Raw genomic sequence first — 14,501 nt, forward strand, 5'->3', positions numbered from 1 at the left:
GTGACCGTCCCGACGTGGCGTCCCCCGGGTCCCGGTGGCTCGGGTCGTTGGACCCTCGCCGTCCCCGTGGCCGGATCGGCACGATGGGGTCGTGACCGTCGACGCCGTGGTGGAAGCCGGCTCGTGGCAGCCCGAGGACGCCCTGCGCCGGCTGGAGGTCGACGAGACCGGGCTGACCGGGGAGCAGGCCCGCGAGCGACTCGGCCGCTACGGCCCGAACGCCGTGTCCTCGCACCGCGCTCGAGCACTCTCCGTGCTCTGGCACCAGCTGCGCTCGCCGTTGCTCGGCCTCCTCCTCCTCGCCGCCCTGACCTCTGCCTTCGTCGGTGAGGCCACCGATGCGGTGATCATCGGCGTGATCGTGTCCGCCTCGATCGGACTGGGATTCGTCAACGAGTACCGCGCCGAACGCGCCGCCCAGGCCCTCCACTCGCAGATCCGCCAGCTCGCCGTGGTGGTGCGGGACGGCAGGGCCACCCAGGTCAGTGCGACCGAGCTGGTCCCCGGCGACCTCGTCGAGCTCGCGGTCGGTGACATCGTCCCGGCCGACCTGCGGCTGGTGAGCGCGTCGTCGCTGGAGTGCGACGAGTCCGTCCTCACCGGCGAGTCGCTGCCGGTCGAGAAGGGCATCGCCGCCGTACCGGCAGGCACCGCGCTCGCCGACCTCTCGGGGTGCGCGTTGATGGGCACCGTCGTCCATGCCGGGAGCGGCCGTGGCGTGGTCGTCGTCACCGGGGCGTCGACGGTGTTCGGCAGGATCTCGGCCGGGCTGGCCACGCAGCAGACCGAGACGGAGTTCCAGGTCGGCCTGCGTCGCTTCTCGATGCTCCTGGTGTACGCCGCGGGCGCGCTGACCGGCTCGATCTTCGTCATGAACGTGGTGCTCCAGCGCCCGGTGCTCGACGCGCTGCTCTTCTCGCTCGCGATCGCGGTCGGGATCACCCCGCAGCTGCTCCCCGCGGTCGTGTCGACCAGCCTGGCCGCGGGATCGCGCCGGCTGGCCGCCCGGAAGGTCCTCGTGAAGCGGCTGGTCTGCATCGAGGACCTCGGAGACATCGACACGTTGTTCACGGACAAGACCGGCACGCTCACGCAGGGCCGGATCAGCTTCATGCGCGCCCAGCCGGACCCGGCGGTCCCGACCGACCTGCTGGTGCGCTACGGCCTGCTCGCGACCTCGGCCGACCTGGTCGACGGCCACCTGGTCGGTGGCAACCCTCTGGACGCGGCGCTGTGGGAGTCTCCGGCGACCGCCGCGGAGCGAGCGGCGACGACCGCGGTGCGCCGGCTGTCGGTGGTTCCGTTCGACCACGAGCGTCGGAGGACGTCGGTCCTGGTCGACCTCGGCGACGGTATTCCCCTCCTCCTGGTCAAGGGCGCACCCGAGGCGGTGCTGGAGCGCTGCCTCGACGTGCCCGAGCCGGCCCGGTCCGCCCTGTCGGCCGAGTTCGCGGCCGGCAACCGGGTCGTCGCGGTTGCCACGCGGTCGATGCCCGGCGCCAAGAACGTCGAAGCGAGCGACGAGCACGACCTGCGCTTCGCCGGGCTGCTCGTGTTCCTCGACCCACCGCGACCGGACGCCGCCGCAGCCCTGGACCGGCTCACCGCGCTCGGGGTCTCCGTCAAGATCGTGACCGGCGACAACGCCACCGTGGCCGCCAAGGTCTGCCACGACCTCGGCCTGCCGGGTGCCCGCGTCCTCTCCGGAACAGACATCGATGGCCTCGACGACCAGGCGCTCGCCGCGGCCGTCCCCGGCACGACGGTCTTCGCCCGGGTCAGCCCCGAGCAGAAGGCCCGCATCGTCCGGGTGCAGCGGCTCAGCGGCGGCGACGTGGCCTTCCTGGGCGACGGGGTGAACGACGCCCTCGCCCTGCACGCGGCCGACGTCGGGATCTCCGTGGACTCGGCGACCGACGTCGCCAAGGACGCCGCCGACGTCATCCTTCTGGAGAAGAGCCTCGACGTGCTGGCCGACGGCGTCGCGGAGGGGCGCCGGATCTTCGCCAACACCATCAAGTACGTCCTGATGGGCACCTCGAGCAACTTCGGCAACATGTTCAGCGCCGCCGGTGCCTCGCTGTTCCTCGGGTTCCTCCCGATGCTGCCGTCCCAGGTGCTGCTCAACAACCTGCTGTACGACGTCAGCCAGCTGGCGATCCCGACCGACAACGTCGACGAGGAGCAGCTCCGGCGCCCCTCGCACTGGGACATCGCGTTCATCCGCCGCTTCATGCTCTACTTCGGCCCGTTCAGCTCGGTCTTCGACTTCGCCACGTTCGGCGTGATGATCTGGGGGTTCGACGCGGGGCCGTCGCTGTTCCGCTCAGGCTGGTTCGTCGAGTCGCTGGCCACCCAGACGCTGATCATCTTCGCGATCAGGACTCGGCGGTCGCCGTTCTTCCGCAGCCATCCCAGCCTCCCGCTCACGCTGGCGGCGCTCGGCGTGGTCACGATCGGCGCCCTGCTGCCCGGGAGCCCCGTCGCATCGACCCTCGGCTTCGCGCCGCTGCCGCCGCCCTACTTCGCCACGCTGGCGGCCATGGTCGTGGCCTACATCGCCCTGGTGGAGCTGGCCAAGCGGCTCTTCTACCGGACCACCGGCCCGGTCGCCGTGCCGAAGGTGCCGACGACGGCTCGTCACCAGCGGCGCCGGGCGGCGCAGTTCAGCTCCCCGCACCACGAGCCGACGACCCGACGGACCCGGTCGCGCGCGAGGACCGCGAGGATCAGCGGGGACGCCAGCGCTTCCACACCGCGGTGACCTCGGCGCGGGTCTTGCCGTCCCACTCCATCCACACGTGCGCCGACATCTCGGTCTCGGCGGCCGCGACCACCTCGCCGTACAACGTGACGGTCTCGGTCAACGGCGCCGGACGCAGGTAGCTGACCTCGAGGCCCGCGGTCACGTAGGGCAGCGCCGCGCCCGGAAGCGGCGGCCAGTCCCGGGCGAAGGCCTCGTGGGTCACGGCGGCCGCGCTGTGGCAGTCGAGGACCGTGGCGATGATGCCGCCGTTGAGGTAGCCGAGCCCGTTGTCGTGCTCGGGCCACGGGGTGAACAGCGCGGTGACGAGGCCGTCGTCGCGCACGTAGCTGCGCAGGCGCAGCCCCTTCTCGTTGGCCGGCCCGCACCCGAAGCACGGCAGGTCCGGGTAGTAGCGCTCCTGCAGGCTCTCGGCGACGGGGGTCACCGGGCGCTCGTGCTGCGTCGGCCGGTCACGCGACCCGCAGGACCTTCTCGATCTCGTCCACGAGGTCGCGCATGCTTCCGCCCTTGACGATGTACCGGTCGGCACCGGCGGCCAGCGCCTCGCGCTCGAGCGTGCTCTGGTTGAACCCCGACAGCACGATCACCCGGACGCCCGGCGCGGCCTCGCGGATCAGCGGGAGCGCCTGCAGCCCGTCCATGCGCGGCATCGCCATGTCGAGCAGCACCAGGTGTGGCTGGAGGGTGCGGGCCATCTCCACCGCGTCCACGCCGTCCGCGGCCTCACCGACGACCTCGAACCGCTCCTCGCGGTTGAGCTTCATCCGGAGCAGCGCCCGGATGTCCTCCGCGTCGTCGACGATCAGCACCCGGTACGCCGCGGGGTCCGGCGGGTCGTCGTTGCCACCGCCCGGCTGCTCGCGCGGAGCCACGTGCTCGAGCCGGGCCGCGACACTGCGGACCAGGTCACCCGGGTGCAGCTCCTCGCCACTGGGCTCGAGCAGGTCGTCCATCATGTCGCGCGCCGCGGCCAGGGTGCGCTCGATGAACGAGCTCGCCTGCCGGACGTCCTCGTGCTCCAGGGAGTAGACGGCGGACGTGAGCCCCTGGACCACGTTGTCGTTGATCTCCAGAGCCTGGCGCCGGCGCTGCTGGGACTCGCCGAGCCGGGTCGCCATCGCCTCGCGCTCGAGCCGGGGTGCGGCGTCCTTGAGGAACACCGCGGTGCGGCCCTCGTGCGTGCTCTCGGTCAGCTCCGCGGTCGTGAGGTCCAGGAGGAGGGGCCGACCGTCGAGGGTCTTGGCCTCGATCCCTGTTCCCCCGCCGCCCCAGCTCTGGCCGGGCAGGATCTCGTCGAGGGCGTGGCCGGTCGGGTCGGCCCCGAGCAGCTCTGCCGATTGGCCGTTCGCCTGGAGCACGACACCGCCGGAGTCGAGCACGAGGATCGCGTCGGGCGAGGACTCCACGAGTCCGCGGAACCGCTCCGCCGCACGCTCGGTCTCCCGCTCGGCGAGCACGCGCTCGGTGACGTCGATGCAGGTGCCGCGCATCCGCACCGGGACGCCGTCCTCGCCCATGATCACCTCGCCGTTCGAGGAGAGGTACCGCACCTCGCCGTCGGGGCGGACGATCCGCTCGATCATCTGGTACGGCTCGCCGCTGGCGTAGGCCTGCTGGTGGATCCCCTGGATCCGCTCGCGGTCGTCGGGGTGGATGTTGCTGAGGAACTTCTCGTAGGTCGCGTTGAAGCTCTGCGGCTCGTAGCCGTAGATCCGGTAGAGCTGGTCGGACCAGCGGTTGGTGTCGGTCGGGATGTGCCAGTCGTAGTCGCCCATGCCGGCGAGGTGCTGTGCGCTGTCGACCCGGGCGACCAGGTCGGCCAGCCGCTCCTCGGCGTCCAGCCGTGCCGATGCGCCGTCCACCACGGCCACCGCAGCGTCGAGGAGCTCGCGGTCGGCCTGACCGTGGTCGGTCGTCCAGGCGAGGACCAGGACCCCGACGTGGCCCGGCAGCACCTGCGCGAGCGCCTCGCACACCCCGGCTGCGCCCCAGGAGGCGGGCAGCTGCGCCGCCACCAGTCCGGCGCGGTCGGAGGGCATGGTGAACTCCGTGACCTCCAGCGCCAGGCCGTCGGCACGACGCACGACCGGACCGTCGGCCGTGCGGCAGACGACCAGGGCGGCCTGCGCCCCGGCGAGCTCGCGCAGCGGAGCCAGCACGCCGGCGACCAGCTCGTCCTGCGTCGTCGCGGTCGCAGCGAAGGTCGTCAACCTCAGCAAGTTCCCGGATTCTTGTAGCGGCTGCACGGCCATCCCCTCCTCGACATGGGCTCAGCGCGCGCGGTCGGTCGCGCCGGGCACACGGGCCCTCCCTCGCCCGTCGATCGTAAGCCCCGCGAGCTGCCCACGAATCCGTTTCGCTAGACCGGGCCTCTCCGCCGGCGCCGGTGAGCGGGCGGTCGGCGCGCGCCTACGGCTCGAGCAGCACCTTGATCGCCGTGCGCTCGTCCATCGCGCGGTAGCCCGCGGCGACCTCGGAGAGCGGCAGCACGGTGTCGAAGACGAGCCCCGGGTTCACCGTTCCGCTGGTCACCAGGTCGAGCAGCTCGGGCAGGTAGCGGCGGACGGGGGCCACGCCGCCGGCCAGCCCGATGTTCTTCGCGAACATGCGTGCCACCGGTACGTCGACGCCGTGCGGCACGCCGACGAAGCCCACGGTGGACCCGGGTCGCGCGACGGCGAACGCCTGCCGCATCGCGTCGTCGGTGCCCACGCACTCGAGCACGGCGTCGGCTCCGACGCCGTCGGTCAGCTCCTTGATCGCCGCCGCACCTTCCTTGCCCCGCTCGGCGACGACGTGCGTCGCGCCGAACGCACGGGCGATCTGCTGGCGAGGCTCGTGGCGCGACATCGCGATGACCCGCTCGGCGCCCATCTGGGCGGCCGCCAGGACGCCGCACAGCCCCACGGCACCGTCGCCGACGACGACCACGGTGTCGCCCTTCCTGACGCCCGCCGACACGGCACAGTGCCATCCGGTCGGGAACACGTCGGCCAGGGTGAGCAGCGAGGGGATCATCGTCGCGTCGGGTGGTCCGTCGGTCTTCACCAGGCTGCCCTCCGCCTGGCTGACGAGGCCGTACTCCCCCTGGCCGCCGGCGATCATGCCGCCGTGCAGGCAAGCCGACTGGGCGCCGTGCCGGCAGTGCGGGCAGGTGTTGTCGCAGGTGCAGAACGGCACCACGACGAAGTCGCCGGGCCGGAACGACCGCACCTCGGAGCCGACCTCCTCGACGACCCCGACCATCTCGTGCCCGATCGGTGTGCCCGGCGTGACGTCGTTGGCCCCGCGGTAGGGCCAGAGGTCGGAACCGCAGATGCAACCCGCGGTGATCTTGATGACCGCGTCGGTCGGGGCGGTGATCTCGGGTTCGGGGCGCTCCTCGAGACGGATGTCGCCGGGGGCATGGATGGTCGTGACGCGCATGGGTCGATCCTGCCAGCGCGGTGGGTGCCGACTTCATCTCATATCTGAGATACAGTCCAGAGGTGACGGACTACCTGACCCAGATCGGCACCCTGATCCGCAGCGCTCGCCAGCACCGCGGGTGGACCCAGCAGCAGCTCGCGGACGTGCTGAACACCAGTCAGAGCGCGGTGAACCGGATCGAGCGGGGGCACCAGAACGTCTCCCTGGAGATGCTCGCCCGGATCGGCGAGGCGCTCGACGAGCCGCTGGTCAGCATCGGCGCCGGGCCGGTCCACCTGCGCGTGACCGGGCCGACGACGCTGTCGGGCAGCATCGAGGTGAAGACCTCGAAGAACGCCGGGGTCGCGCTCCTCTGCGCCTCGCTGCTCAACCGTGGCCGCACCACCCTGCGCCGCGTGGCGCGGATCGAGGAGGTCAACCGGCTCCTCGAGGTCCTCGACAGCATCGGGGTCCGGACCCGCTGGCTCAACGAGGACAACGACCTCGAGATCGTGCCGCCGGCCAACCTGGACCTCGGCGGGATCGACGCGGAGGCGGCCCGGCGTACGCGTTCGATCATCATGTTCCTCGGCCCACTCCTGCACCGGTCCGCCGACTTCCAGCTCCCGTACGCCGGTGGCTGCGACCTGGGCACCCGCACCGTGGAGCCGCACCTGAGCGCCCTGCGCCCGTTCGGCCTGGAGGTGAAGGCGACCGAGGGCAGCTACCACGCCGCAGTCACCGCCGACGTCGCCCCGACGCGGCCGATCGTGCTGACCGAGCGTGGCGACACCGTCACCGAGAACGCCCTGATGGCCGCGGCACTGCACGACGGCGTGACGGTGATCCGCAACGCGAGCTCGAACTACATGGTCCAGGACCTGTGCTTCTACCTGCAGGAGCTCGGCGTCGGAGTCGAAGGCGTCGGCACCACGACCTTGACGGTCACCGGCCGGCCGCGGATCGAGGTGGACGTCGAGTACTCCCCCAGCGAGGACCCGATCGAGGCGATGTCGCTGCTTGCCGCGGCGATCGTGACCGACTCGGAGATCACCATCTGCCGGGTGCCGATCGAGTTCCTCGAGATCGAGCTGGCCGTCCTCGAGGAGATGGGCTTCCGCTACGACCGCTCGGAGGAGTACGTCGCCGCGAACGGCCGCACCCGCCTGGTCGACCTGACCACGCGGCACTCGGTCCTGCACGCCCCGCTCGACAAGATCCACCCGATGCCGTTCCCGGGCCTGAACATCGACAACCTCCCGTTCTTCGCGGTGATCGGCGCCGTCGCGACCGGGAAGACGATGCTGCACGACTGGGTCTACGAGAACCGCGCGATCTACCTCACCGAGCTCAACAAGCTCGGCGGCCGGGTCACGCTGCTCGACCCGCACCGGGTGATGATCGACGGGCCGACGCACTGGTCGGGCGCCGAGGTGGTCTGCCCGCCGGCGCTGCGACCGGCCGTGGTGATCCTGCTCGCGATGCTGGCGTCGAAGGGCACCTCGGTGCTGCGCTCGGTCTACGTGATCAACCGCGGCTACGAGGACCTCGCGGAGCGGTTGAACCAGCTCGGCGCGCGCGTGGAGACCTTCCGCGACCTGGGCTGAGGCGCTTCAGGCCCGGAACAGGCTCTCGACGTAGGCCCGGCTGCGCGGCTGCGCGGCCGGCGGCTCGGACATCTCCGCGGTGATCCGGGGCAGGGCCGCCGTGTTGGCGGACTGGTGGGCGTGCCAGTCGTTCTCGGCCTCGATCAGGGCGCCGAGGGCGGAGCTCTCCAGGAACAGCGCGCCGCAGCCCTCGCAGCGGCGTACCGAGACCAGACCGAGACTGCGCGGTGCCATCGTGCCCTGGCACTGGGGACAGGTCAGCTCATCCACCTTGCGACCGTACCCCCGCGACGCCCGATGACCACGGAAGATCCGGCGGCAGTCTGCTCGTGTCGGTCCGCGACCCCGCCGCTGCGGTGAATACTGCTCCCGTGGGAGTCGAGGAGGGACGTCCGGTGACCGGTCATGCCTTCCTCGACCACGTCCCGCCCCCGTCGGTGATCGCGATGGCCCACCGGGGTGGCGCGCTCCACCCGGACCTCGTGGGTCTGGAGAACACCCTGCACGCCTTCCGGCACGCCGCGGCGCTGGGGTACCGGTACCTCGAGACCGACGTCCACGTCACCCGTGACCACCGGCTGGTGGCCTTCCACGACGCCGTCCTGGACCGGATGACCAGCCACTCCGGACCCCTCGCCACGATGCTGGCCGAGGAGCTGGCCCAGGCCCGGATCGGAGGCGCCCACGCGGTGCCCTCGATGGCCGACCTGCTCGAGGAGCTGCCGGAGTGCCGGTTCAACATCGACCTGAAGGCTCCCGGCGCAGCCGAGGCGCTCGCCGACCTCGTCGACCGCACGGGTGCGCACGACCGCGTCTGCGTGGGGTCGTTCTCCTCCCGCGACCTGCAGGAGTTCCGCAGGCTGACCGGCGGCCGGGTCGCGACGTCGGCCGCTCCCCGCGAGGTGGCGTACTTCCTGACCGCGTCGTGGCCCCGGGTGACGCGCCTGGTGCGACGGCGCCCGTTCGCCGCGCTCCAGATCCCGCGGAAGCGGGGACGGTTGCCGCTCGTCACCCGCTCGGTCGTACGCCGGGCCCACGCGGCCGGGGTCCACGTCCACGTCTGGACGGTCGACGACCCCGTCGAGATGGTGGAGCTTCTCGAGCTCGGGGTCGACGGCCTGATCACCGACCGCACCGACGTGCTCAAGGACGTGCTCACCGAGCGAGGACTGTGGAGGGACCAGCCATGAAGGACCAGGACACCGCGAGCCGGAGGACCCGATGACCGCCCCTCCCCCGTCGATCGCCGACCTCGAGCCGCTCGACCGGCTGCGCCAGCAGAAGGCGTGGAACTGGTACGACTGGGCCAACTCCGCGTTCTACACGACGGTGCTGAGCGTGATGTTCGCGCCGTACATGATCACGGTGGCCGGGAAGGCCGCCGGCTGCGTGGACGCCGACGAGACCTGCAAGAAGAGCGTGAGCGTCCTCGGCCTGCACCTGGCGGCCGGGTCGCTGCCCAGCTACCTGACCAGCTTCGCGACGATCGCGAGCGCCTTCCTGCTCCCGATCGTGGGCGCCTTCGTCGACCGTTCGCCGCGCAAGAAGCTGCACATGGCGGTGTTCGCCTGGACCGGGGCGACGTTCGCGGCGCTGCTGTTCTTCCTGCGTGGCGACCACTGGCAGCTGGGTGCCGTCGCGGTGGTGGCCAGCAGCATCCTCGCGGGCTGCTCGCTGGTCAGCTACTACGCGATCCTGGTCGACATCTCGACCGAGGAGGAGCGCGACCGGGCCTCCTCGCGCGGGTGGGCCTGGGGCTACCTGGGCGGCGGGCTGCTCCTGGCGGTGAACCTGGTGATGTTCCTGGCCCACGACACCTTCGGACTCTCGGAGTCGATGGCGGTGCGCCTCTCGCTGCTCTCCGCCGCGGTGTGGTGGGCGGCGTTCACGGTGATCCCGTTCGTGCGCCTGCGCGACTACGCCCCGCGCAACGTCGTGCCGGAGTCCGGTGGCCTGCTGGCGCGCAGCTTCGGCCAGCTCTACACCACGCTGCGCGGCCTGCCGCAGTACCCGATGACGATGACCTTCCTGATCGCCTACCTGTTCTACAACGACGGGATCCAGACGGTGATCTACACCGCGTCGACGTACGGCGAGAAGCAGCTCGGCTTCGGCACGTCGGTCCTGATCGGCACGATCCTGCTGATCCAGTTCGTCGCCTGGGGCGGGGCGCTGTTCTTCGGCCGGCTGGCGGAGCGCTTCGGGTCGTACCACTCGATCCTGTGGGGCACGTTCGCCTGGATGGGGATCGTGCTGATCGCCATGGTCCTTCCCCGCAAGAACGTCGTGCTCTTCCTCCTGGTGGCGATCGCGATCGGGATCGTGATGGGCGGCACCCAGGCGCTGTCCCGGTCGTTCTTCAGCCTGCTGATCCCCCGCGGGCGTGAGGGCGAGTACTTCAGCCTCTACAACGCCGCCGAGCGCGGGACGTCGTGGTTCGGGACGCTCACCTTCGGCGTGGTCTTCCAGCTGAGCGGGTCCTACCGACCGGCGATCCTGGCGCTGATCGTGTTCTTCGTGCTGGGCGCGGTCTTCCTGCTCCGGCTCGACCCCGAGCGCGGCATCGCCGAGGCCGGCAACCGGCCGCCGTCGGTGGTGTGAGCCAGGTCTCCCCGGGAATCCTGCACCCCCGGCGCTCGTTGGAACCTGCATACGGGGTACCGCTGGGCGAATGCCGTCACGATCGCCTTGCCTGAGCGTCCCTGAGGTTGTACGCATGAGGTGAGGCCACGATCTGGCCGACCGAGACAGTGGAGGATGCCATGGGAGACCGAACGCTACGAGGAGCCCGCCTCGGCGGACAGAGCTTCGAGGACGAGCGCGGCATCGAGTTCGCTGCGCGGCAGCAGGTCGGCTACCAGTGCCCCCGGGGCCATGCCTTCGAGATCACGATGTCGGTCGAGGCGGAGGTGCCGGCCACCTGGGAGTGCCCGCGCTGCGGAGCCGACGCCCTCAGCGTCTCGGGCATCCAGCCGGAGGAGAAGGCCGAGAAGCCGGTCCGCACGCACTGGGACATGCTGCTCGAGCGCCGCTCGATCAGCGAGCTGGAGGACATCCTCACCGAGCGTCTCGAGCTGCTCCGCGGCGGCGAGATCGGCCCGGCCCACCTGCACCGCCCGGCCGCCCGCTCGGGCAAGAAGAAGAAGGCGACCGCCTGACCACAGGCGCGGTCGGCTGACCGCCCGTCAGGGATCGACGACCTCGCCCCGGACCACGTCATCAGGTGGTCCGGGGCGTCGTGCGTCCCGGACCACGACGACCCGCCGCGCGGCGAAGGCGGTCAGCAGGCGGCGGGCGACCGGCCGGGTGAACGGCAGGATCGCCAGGAGCCCCACCACGTCGGTCACGAACCCGGGGCTGATCATCAGCGTGCCGCCGAAGACGATCAGGGCGGCGTCCGCGAGCTCGCGCGTGGGCATCCTGCCCTCGGTGAAGGCCTGCTGCAGCGCGCGCCAGGCACGGACTCCCTCGCGCTTGAGCAGCCAGGAGCCGAACAGGCTGTCGGCGATCAGCAGGAGCACGGTCCACCAGGCGCCGATCACCTGGCCGACCTGGATCAGCACGTAGATCTCGACGATCGGCACGACGAGAAACGCCGCGAACAGGAGCGGCCAGGGGAAGCGGCGACGGCGGGCGGCGCTCATCTCGGGATCACTCCCCCACCTGACCGTCGACCGACTCGCGCAGCAGGTCGGCGTGGCCGTTGTGCCGGGCGTACTCCTCGATCATGTGCAGCAGGATCCAGCGCAGGCTGAAGGCTCCCTCACCGCGCCGGGTGGTGCGGACCGAGAGCGTCGCGAGCCCGTCCCGCGCGAGCGCTGCGGCGATGCGGGTGTCGCTGCGCGCCACGGTCGCGTCGAACTCGGCGATCAGGGCGTCGGGGTCGTCGGTGGCGCCGGTGCGCCACTCCCAGTCGGGGTCGGCGTCCCAGTCGACCTGCGCCCACGGCTCGGCGTACGGGCTGCCGTCGAGGACCACGGAGAACCAGTTGTCCTCCACGAGGCTGAGGTGCTTCACCAGCCCGCCGAGGGTCATCGTCGACGGCGCGAGACGGCGACCGACCTGCTCGCCGTCCAGGCCGGCGACCTTCATCCGCAGGGTGTCGCGGTGGTAGTCGAGGAAGGCCAGCAGGGTGTCCGCCTCGTCCGCACGCAGCGGCGGGTCGGTGCGCACGACTCCTCCGGCCTGGTCGTGGCGCGGCTCCGCGGTCTCGCTCATGGACTCACGCTAGCCGCCGGGGTCAACGCCCTTTCGGTCGATGCGTGCCCCCGCGGCGCTCGGCAAGCCCCCAGCGCGTGATCCTGACCAGGGACTCCCGGGCCACCTCGGGTGTCATCTTGGAGTCCCCTCGCTCCCGCTCCACGAACTCGATCGGCACCTCGACGACCCGCAGGCCGGCATCCAGGGTGCGATGGACCAGCTCGACCTGGAAGACGTAGCCCTGCGACTGCACCTGGTCGAGGTGGATCGCCTCGAGAGTGCCGCGGCGGAAGAGCCGGAAGCCGGCGGTGGCGTCGCGCACGGGCATCCCGAGCAGCGCACGCGTGTAGAGGTTGCCCGCCCGGGAGAGCGCACGCCGGTGCCACGGCCAGTTGACCACGCTTCCGCCGGGCACCCACCGGGAGCCGATCACCAGGTCTGCGTCCGCGAGGGCCGCGAAGAGGAGCGGCAGCTGCTCCGGACGGTGGGAGCCGTCGGCGTCCATCTCGCCGATCACGTCGTAGCCGGACTCCAGGGCGACGCAGAACCCGGCGCAGTACGCCGCCCCGAGCCCCTCCTTGACCGTCCGGTGGAGCACGCGCACCTGCGGGTCCTTCGCCGCGATCTCGTCGGCGAGCTCCCCGGTGCCGTCGGGCGAGCCGTCGTCGACCACGAGCACGTCGACGGACGGGACGGCCCGGCGTACACGGGCGACGACGTCAGCCAGGTTGTCGACCTCGTTGTAGGTCGGGATGACCATCACGGCCCGTTCCACTCGACCTCCCACCGACGTCGGCGCGCGGAAGCCAATCTAACCGGTGGGTGATCGCCCGGCGCAGGAGAGGCGCGGAGGAACGCCGCGACGGGGGCTCGGCCGCCGGGCCGGCGGCGGCGGGGGGAGGAACGAGACCTTCGGACCGCCCGCACGATGACTGGCTGCCATCGGACGACCGTTGTCTACTGGTACCGCACTCCCCCCGTGTTCTCCCGTCTGGTCGACGCGATCCCGACTCAGCCGTCAGGGTCCACCCGCACCGCGGCGGTCGGTGAGGCTTTTCCCATCATGTCGGAACGCGAAGGCGAGACGATCTGCCTGGAGGAACCAGCGCATATCAACGCACGCAATGCCTCCGTGTCAAGCGCCCGCTGACCTGCGCGGATGGGGCGAATGCGCTGGTCAGGCCGGTGATCCCCACACGAACTTTTCGTGAAGGAATTCTGAAGCGCGCGGCGTGTCGCGTCCCGACACGCCGGAGCGGTCTGGACGGGTCAGGCGGGGACCACGCAGGTGCCCGTGGCGGTGGTCGCGACGATCGGCTCCGTGAGCATCCGGGCGGCCGAGGCACCCTCCTCCGGCGCACCGCGACCCACCACCGTCGCGGTGAACTCGATGACCCGCGAGCGAGTGCCGACGCGCACCAGCTCGGCGGACACCTCGAGCACGTCGCCGGCCCGGACGGGCGCGCGGAACTGCACGTCGGCGTACGACGCGAAGAGGCCCTCGTCCTCGTCCGTGGTGATGCACAGCTCGGTGGCGACGTCGCCGAACAGCCCCAGGGAGTAGGCGCCGTCGACGAGGTTGCCGGCGTAGTGGGCGTGGGAGTACGGCACGTAGCGCCGGTGCGTGACCCGGAGGCCGGGCCGGCACGCGGAGGTTCGGCTCATCGTGATGCCCCTCTCTGGGTGGCTCGCTGGCTCACCAGCTGGTGCACCAGGAAGCTGGCCACCTCGCCCGGCGTCGTCCCGCGCGTGAAGACCCGGTCGACGCCGAGCTCGGCGGCCATCGTCTCGTCGAAGCGAGGACCGCCGACGACGAGCAGCGGACGACGCTCCGCCGGGAACGCCTCGCGGAAGGCTGCCGACATCTCGCGCGTGTTCAGCAGGTGCGCGTCGCGCTGGGTGACCACCTGGGAGACCAGCACGGCGTCGGCGCGCTCCTCGACGGCGCGGGCGACCAGGTCGGGCACGGAGACCTGCGCACCCAGGTTGACCACCTTGAGCTCGCGGTAGTACTCCAGGCCCTTCTCCCCCGCGAAGCCCTTGATGTTCAGGATCGCGTCGATGCCCACGGTGTGGGCGTCGGTGCCGATGCAGCCCCCGACGACCACCAGCCGGCGGCGCAGCGCCTGCTTGATCGACGCGTTGACCTCCTTCGGCGTGAGCAACGGGTAGTCGCGCTCGACGACCTCCACCGCGGAGGGGTCGACGAGGTGGTGGACCCGGCCGTAGACGACGAAGAAGGTGAAGTCGGGGCCCATTGGCTTCGCGTGGACCACCAGCGCCGGATCGATGCCCATCTTGTTCGCCAGCTGGGCTGCAGCGCCCTCGGCGACCTTCGAGTGGGCCATCGGCAGGGTGAAGGAGACCTGGACCATCCCGTCGCCGGTGGTGTCGCCGTACGGTCTGAGTAGTCTGCGCTCGCTCCGCTCGCGCGTGCCGGCGCGCCTTCCGGGGTCCGTCTTCCCTCCTCGCTGGCTCGCTGCGCTTGCTTCGCTCGTCAGTCCAGACGGACCCGGCGC

14 protein-coding genes are annotated in these 14,501 nt (G+C 71.3%); 5 read left to right on the plus strand and 9 right to left on the minus strand.

Features of this window, described 5'->3' with window-relative positions:
* Positions 1-91: 91 nt before the first annotated feature.
* A complete protein-coding gene (gene mgtA, locus EFL26_RS23745; protein WP_123225398.1) occupies positions 92-2,764 on the plus strand; it encodes a magnesium-translocating P-type ATPase in 2,673 nt (890 codons plus the stop codon).
* Here the strand turns inward: mgtA and EFL26_RS23750 are convergent.
* The 3 genes from EFL26_RS23750 to EFL26_RS23760 all read right to left on the minus strand — a co-directional run bounded on the left by EFL26_RS23750 (position 2,730) and on the right by EFL26_RS23760 (position 6,193).
* Positions 2,730-3,191 (minus strand): PaaI family thioesterase, encoded by a 462-nt coding sequence (locus EFL26_RS23750; RefSeq protein WP_123225399.1) that lies wholly within the window; start codon positions 3,189-3,191, stop codon positions 2,730-2,732. The genes mgtA and EFL26_RS23750 overlap by 35 nt on opposite strands.
* A 25-nt stretch (positions 3,192-3,216) precedes the next feature.
* On the minus strand, positions 3,217-4,977 hold the full coding sequence (locus EFL26_RS23755) for a response regulator (RefSeq protein WP_221177126.1): 1,761 nt from the start codon (positions 4,975-4,977) through the stop codon (positions 3,217-3,219).
* Between the two features lie 199 nt (positions 4,978-5,176).
* The gene (locus tag EFL26_RS23760) at positions 5,177-6,193 is read right to left on the minus strand and encodes a zinc-dependent alcohol dehydrogenase family protein (RefSeq protein ID WP_123225400.1); all 1,017 of its coding nucleotides are present in this window, start codon (positions 6,191-6,193) and stop codon (positions 5,177-5,179) included.
* 62 nt (positions 6,194-6,255) lie between these two features.
* On the opposite strand from EFL26_RS23760, the gene EFL26_RS23765 reads away from it, so the two are divergent.
* Positions 6,256-7,782 (plus strand): helix-turn-helix domain-containing protein, encoded by a 1,527-nt coding sequence (locus EFL26_RS23765; RefSeq protein ID WP_123225401.1) that lies wholly within the window; start codon positions 6,256-6,258, stop codon positions 7,780-7,782.
* A 6-nt stretch (positions 7,783-7,788) separates the two neighbouring features.
* Here EFL26_RS23765 and EFL26_RS23770 read toward each other — a convergent pair whose 3' ends face one another.
* Positions 7,789-8,052 (minus strand): zf-TFIIB domain-containing protein, encoded by a 264-nt coding sequence (locus EFL26_RS23770; RefSeq protein ID WP_148046820.1) that lies wholly within the window; start codon positions 8,050-8,052, stop codon positions 7,789-7,791.
* A gap of 101 nt (positions 8,053-8,153) precedes the next feature.
* Between EFL26_RS23770 and EFL26_RS23775 the strand changes: the two genes are divergently transcribed.
* The 3 genes from EFL26_RS23775 (at position 8,154) to EFL26_RS23785 (ending at position 10,940) form a co-directional block, all read left to right on the plus strand.
* Positions 8,154-8,972, plus strand: coding sequence for a glycerophosphodiester phosphodiesterase family protein (locus EFL26_RS23775; protein ID WP_246000363.1), 819 nt, complete (start codon positions 8,154-8,156; stop codon positions 8,970-8,972).
* A gap of 31 nt (positions 8,973-9,003) precedes the next feature.
* The gene (locus EFL26_RS23780) at positions 9,004-10,383 is read left to right on the plus strand and encodes an MFS transporter (RefSeq protein ID WP_123225403.1); all 1,380 of its coding nucleotides are present in this window, start codon (positions 9,004-9,006) and stop codon (positions 10,381-10,383) included.
* 161 nt (positions 10,384-10,544) lie between these two features.
* Entirely contained in the window at positions 10,545-10,940 is a 396-nt protein-coding gene (locus EFL26_RS23785) for an RNA polymerase-binding protein RbpA (protein ID WP_123225404.1), read from the plus strand.
* Positions 10,941-10,967: 27 nt separating this feature from the next.
* Here EFL26_RS23785 and EFL26_RS23790 read toward each other — a convergent pair whose 3' ends face one another.
* The 5 genes from EFL26_RS23790 to kamE form a co-directional block, all read right to left on the minus strand.
* Positions 10,968-11,426, minus strand: a complete 459-nt coding sequence (locus EFL26_RS23790) for an FxsA family protein (protein ID WP_123225405.1) — start codon at positions 11,424-11,426, stop codon at positions 10,968-10,970.
* 7 nt (positions 11,427-11,433) lie between these two features.
* Positions 11,434-12,000 (minus strand): DinB family protein, encoded by a 567-nt coding sequence (locus tag EFL26_RS23795; RefSeq protein ID WP_123225406.1) that lies wholly within the window; start codon positions 11,998-12,000, stop codon positions 11,434-11,436.
* Between the two features lie 22 nt (positions 12,001-12,022).
* On the minus strand, positions 12,023-12,742 hold the full coding sequence (locus tag EFL26_RS23800) for a polyprenol monophosphomannose synthase (RefSeq protein ID WP_123225433.1): 720 nt from the start codon (positions 12,740-12,742) through the stop codon (positions 12,023-12,025).
* 509 nt (positions 12,743-13,251) lie between these two features.
* Positions 13,252-13,647 (minus strand): 3-aminobutyryl-CoA ammonia lyase, encoded by a 396-nt coding sequence (gene kal / locus EFL26_RS23805; RefSeq protein ID WP_123225407.1) that lies wholly within the window; start codon positions 13,645-13,647, stop codon positions 13,252-13,254.
* Positions 13,644-14,483 (minus strand): lysine 5,6-aminomutase subunit beta, encoded by an 840-nt coding sequence (gene kamE, locus EFL26_RS23810; RefSeq protein WP_281273839.1) that lies wholly within the window; start codon positions 14,481-14,483, stop codon positions 13,644-13,646. The genes kal and kamE overlap by 4 nt, the downstream gene beginning before the upstream one ends.
* Between the last annotated feature and the right edge of the window lie 18 nt (positions 14,484-14,501).

Source organism: Nocardioides pocheonensis (assembly GCF_003725535.1).
Classification (GTDB): Bacteria; Actinomycetota; Actinomycetes; order Propionibacteriales; family Nocardioidaceae; genus Marmoricola; species Marmoricola pocheonensis.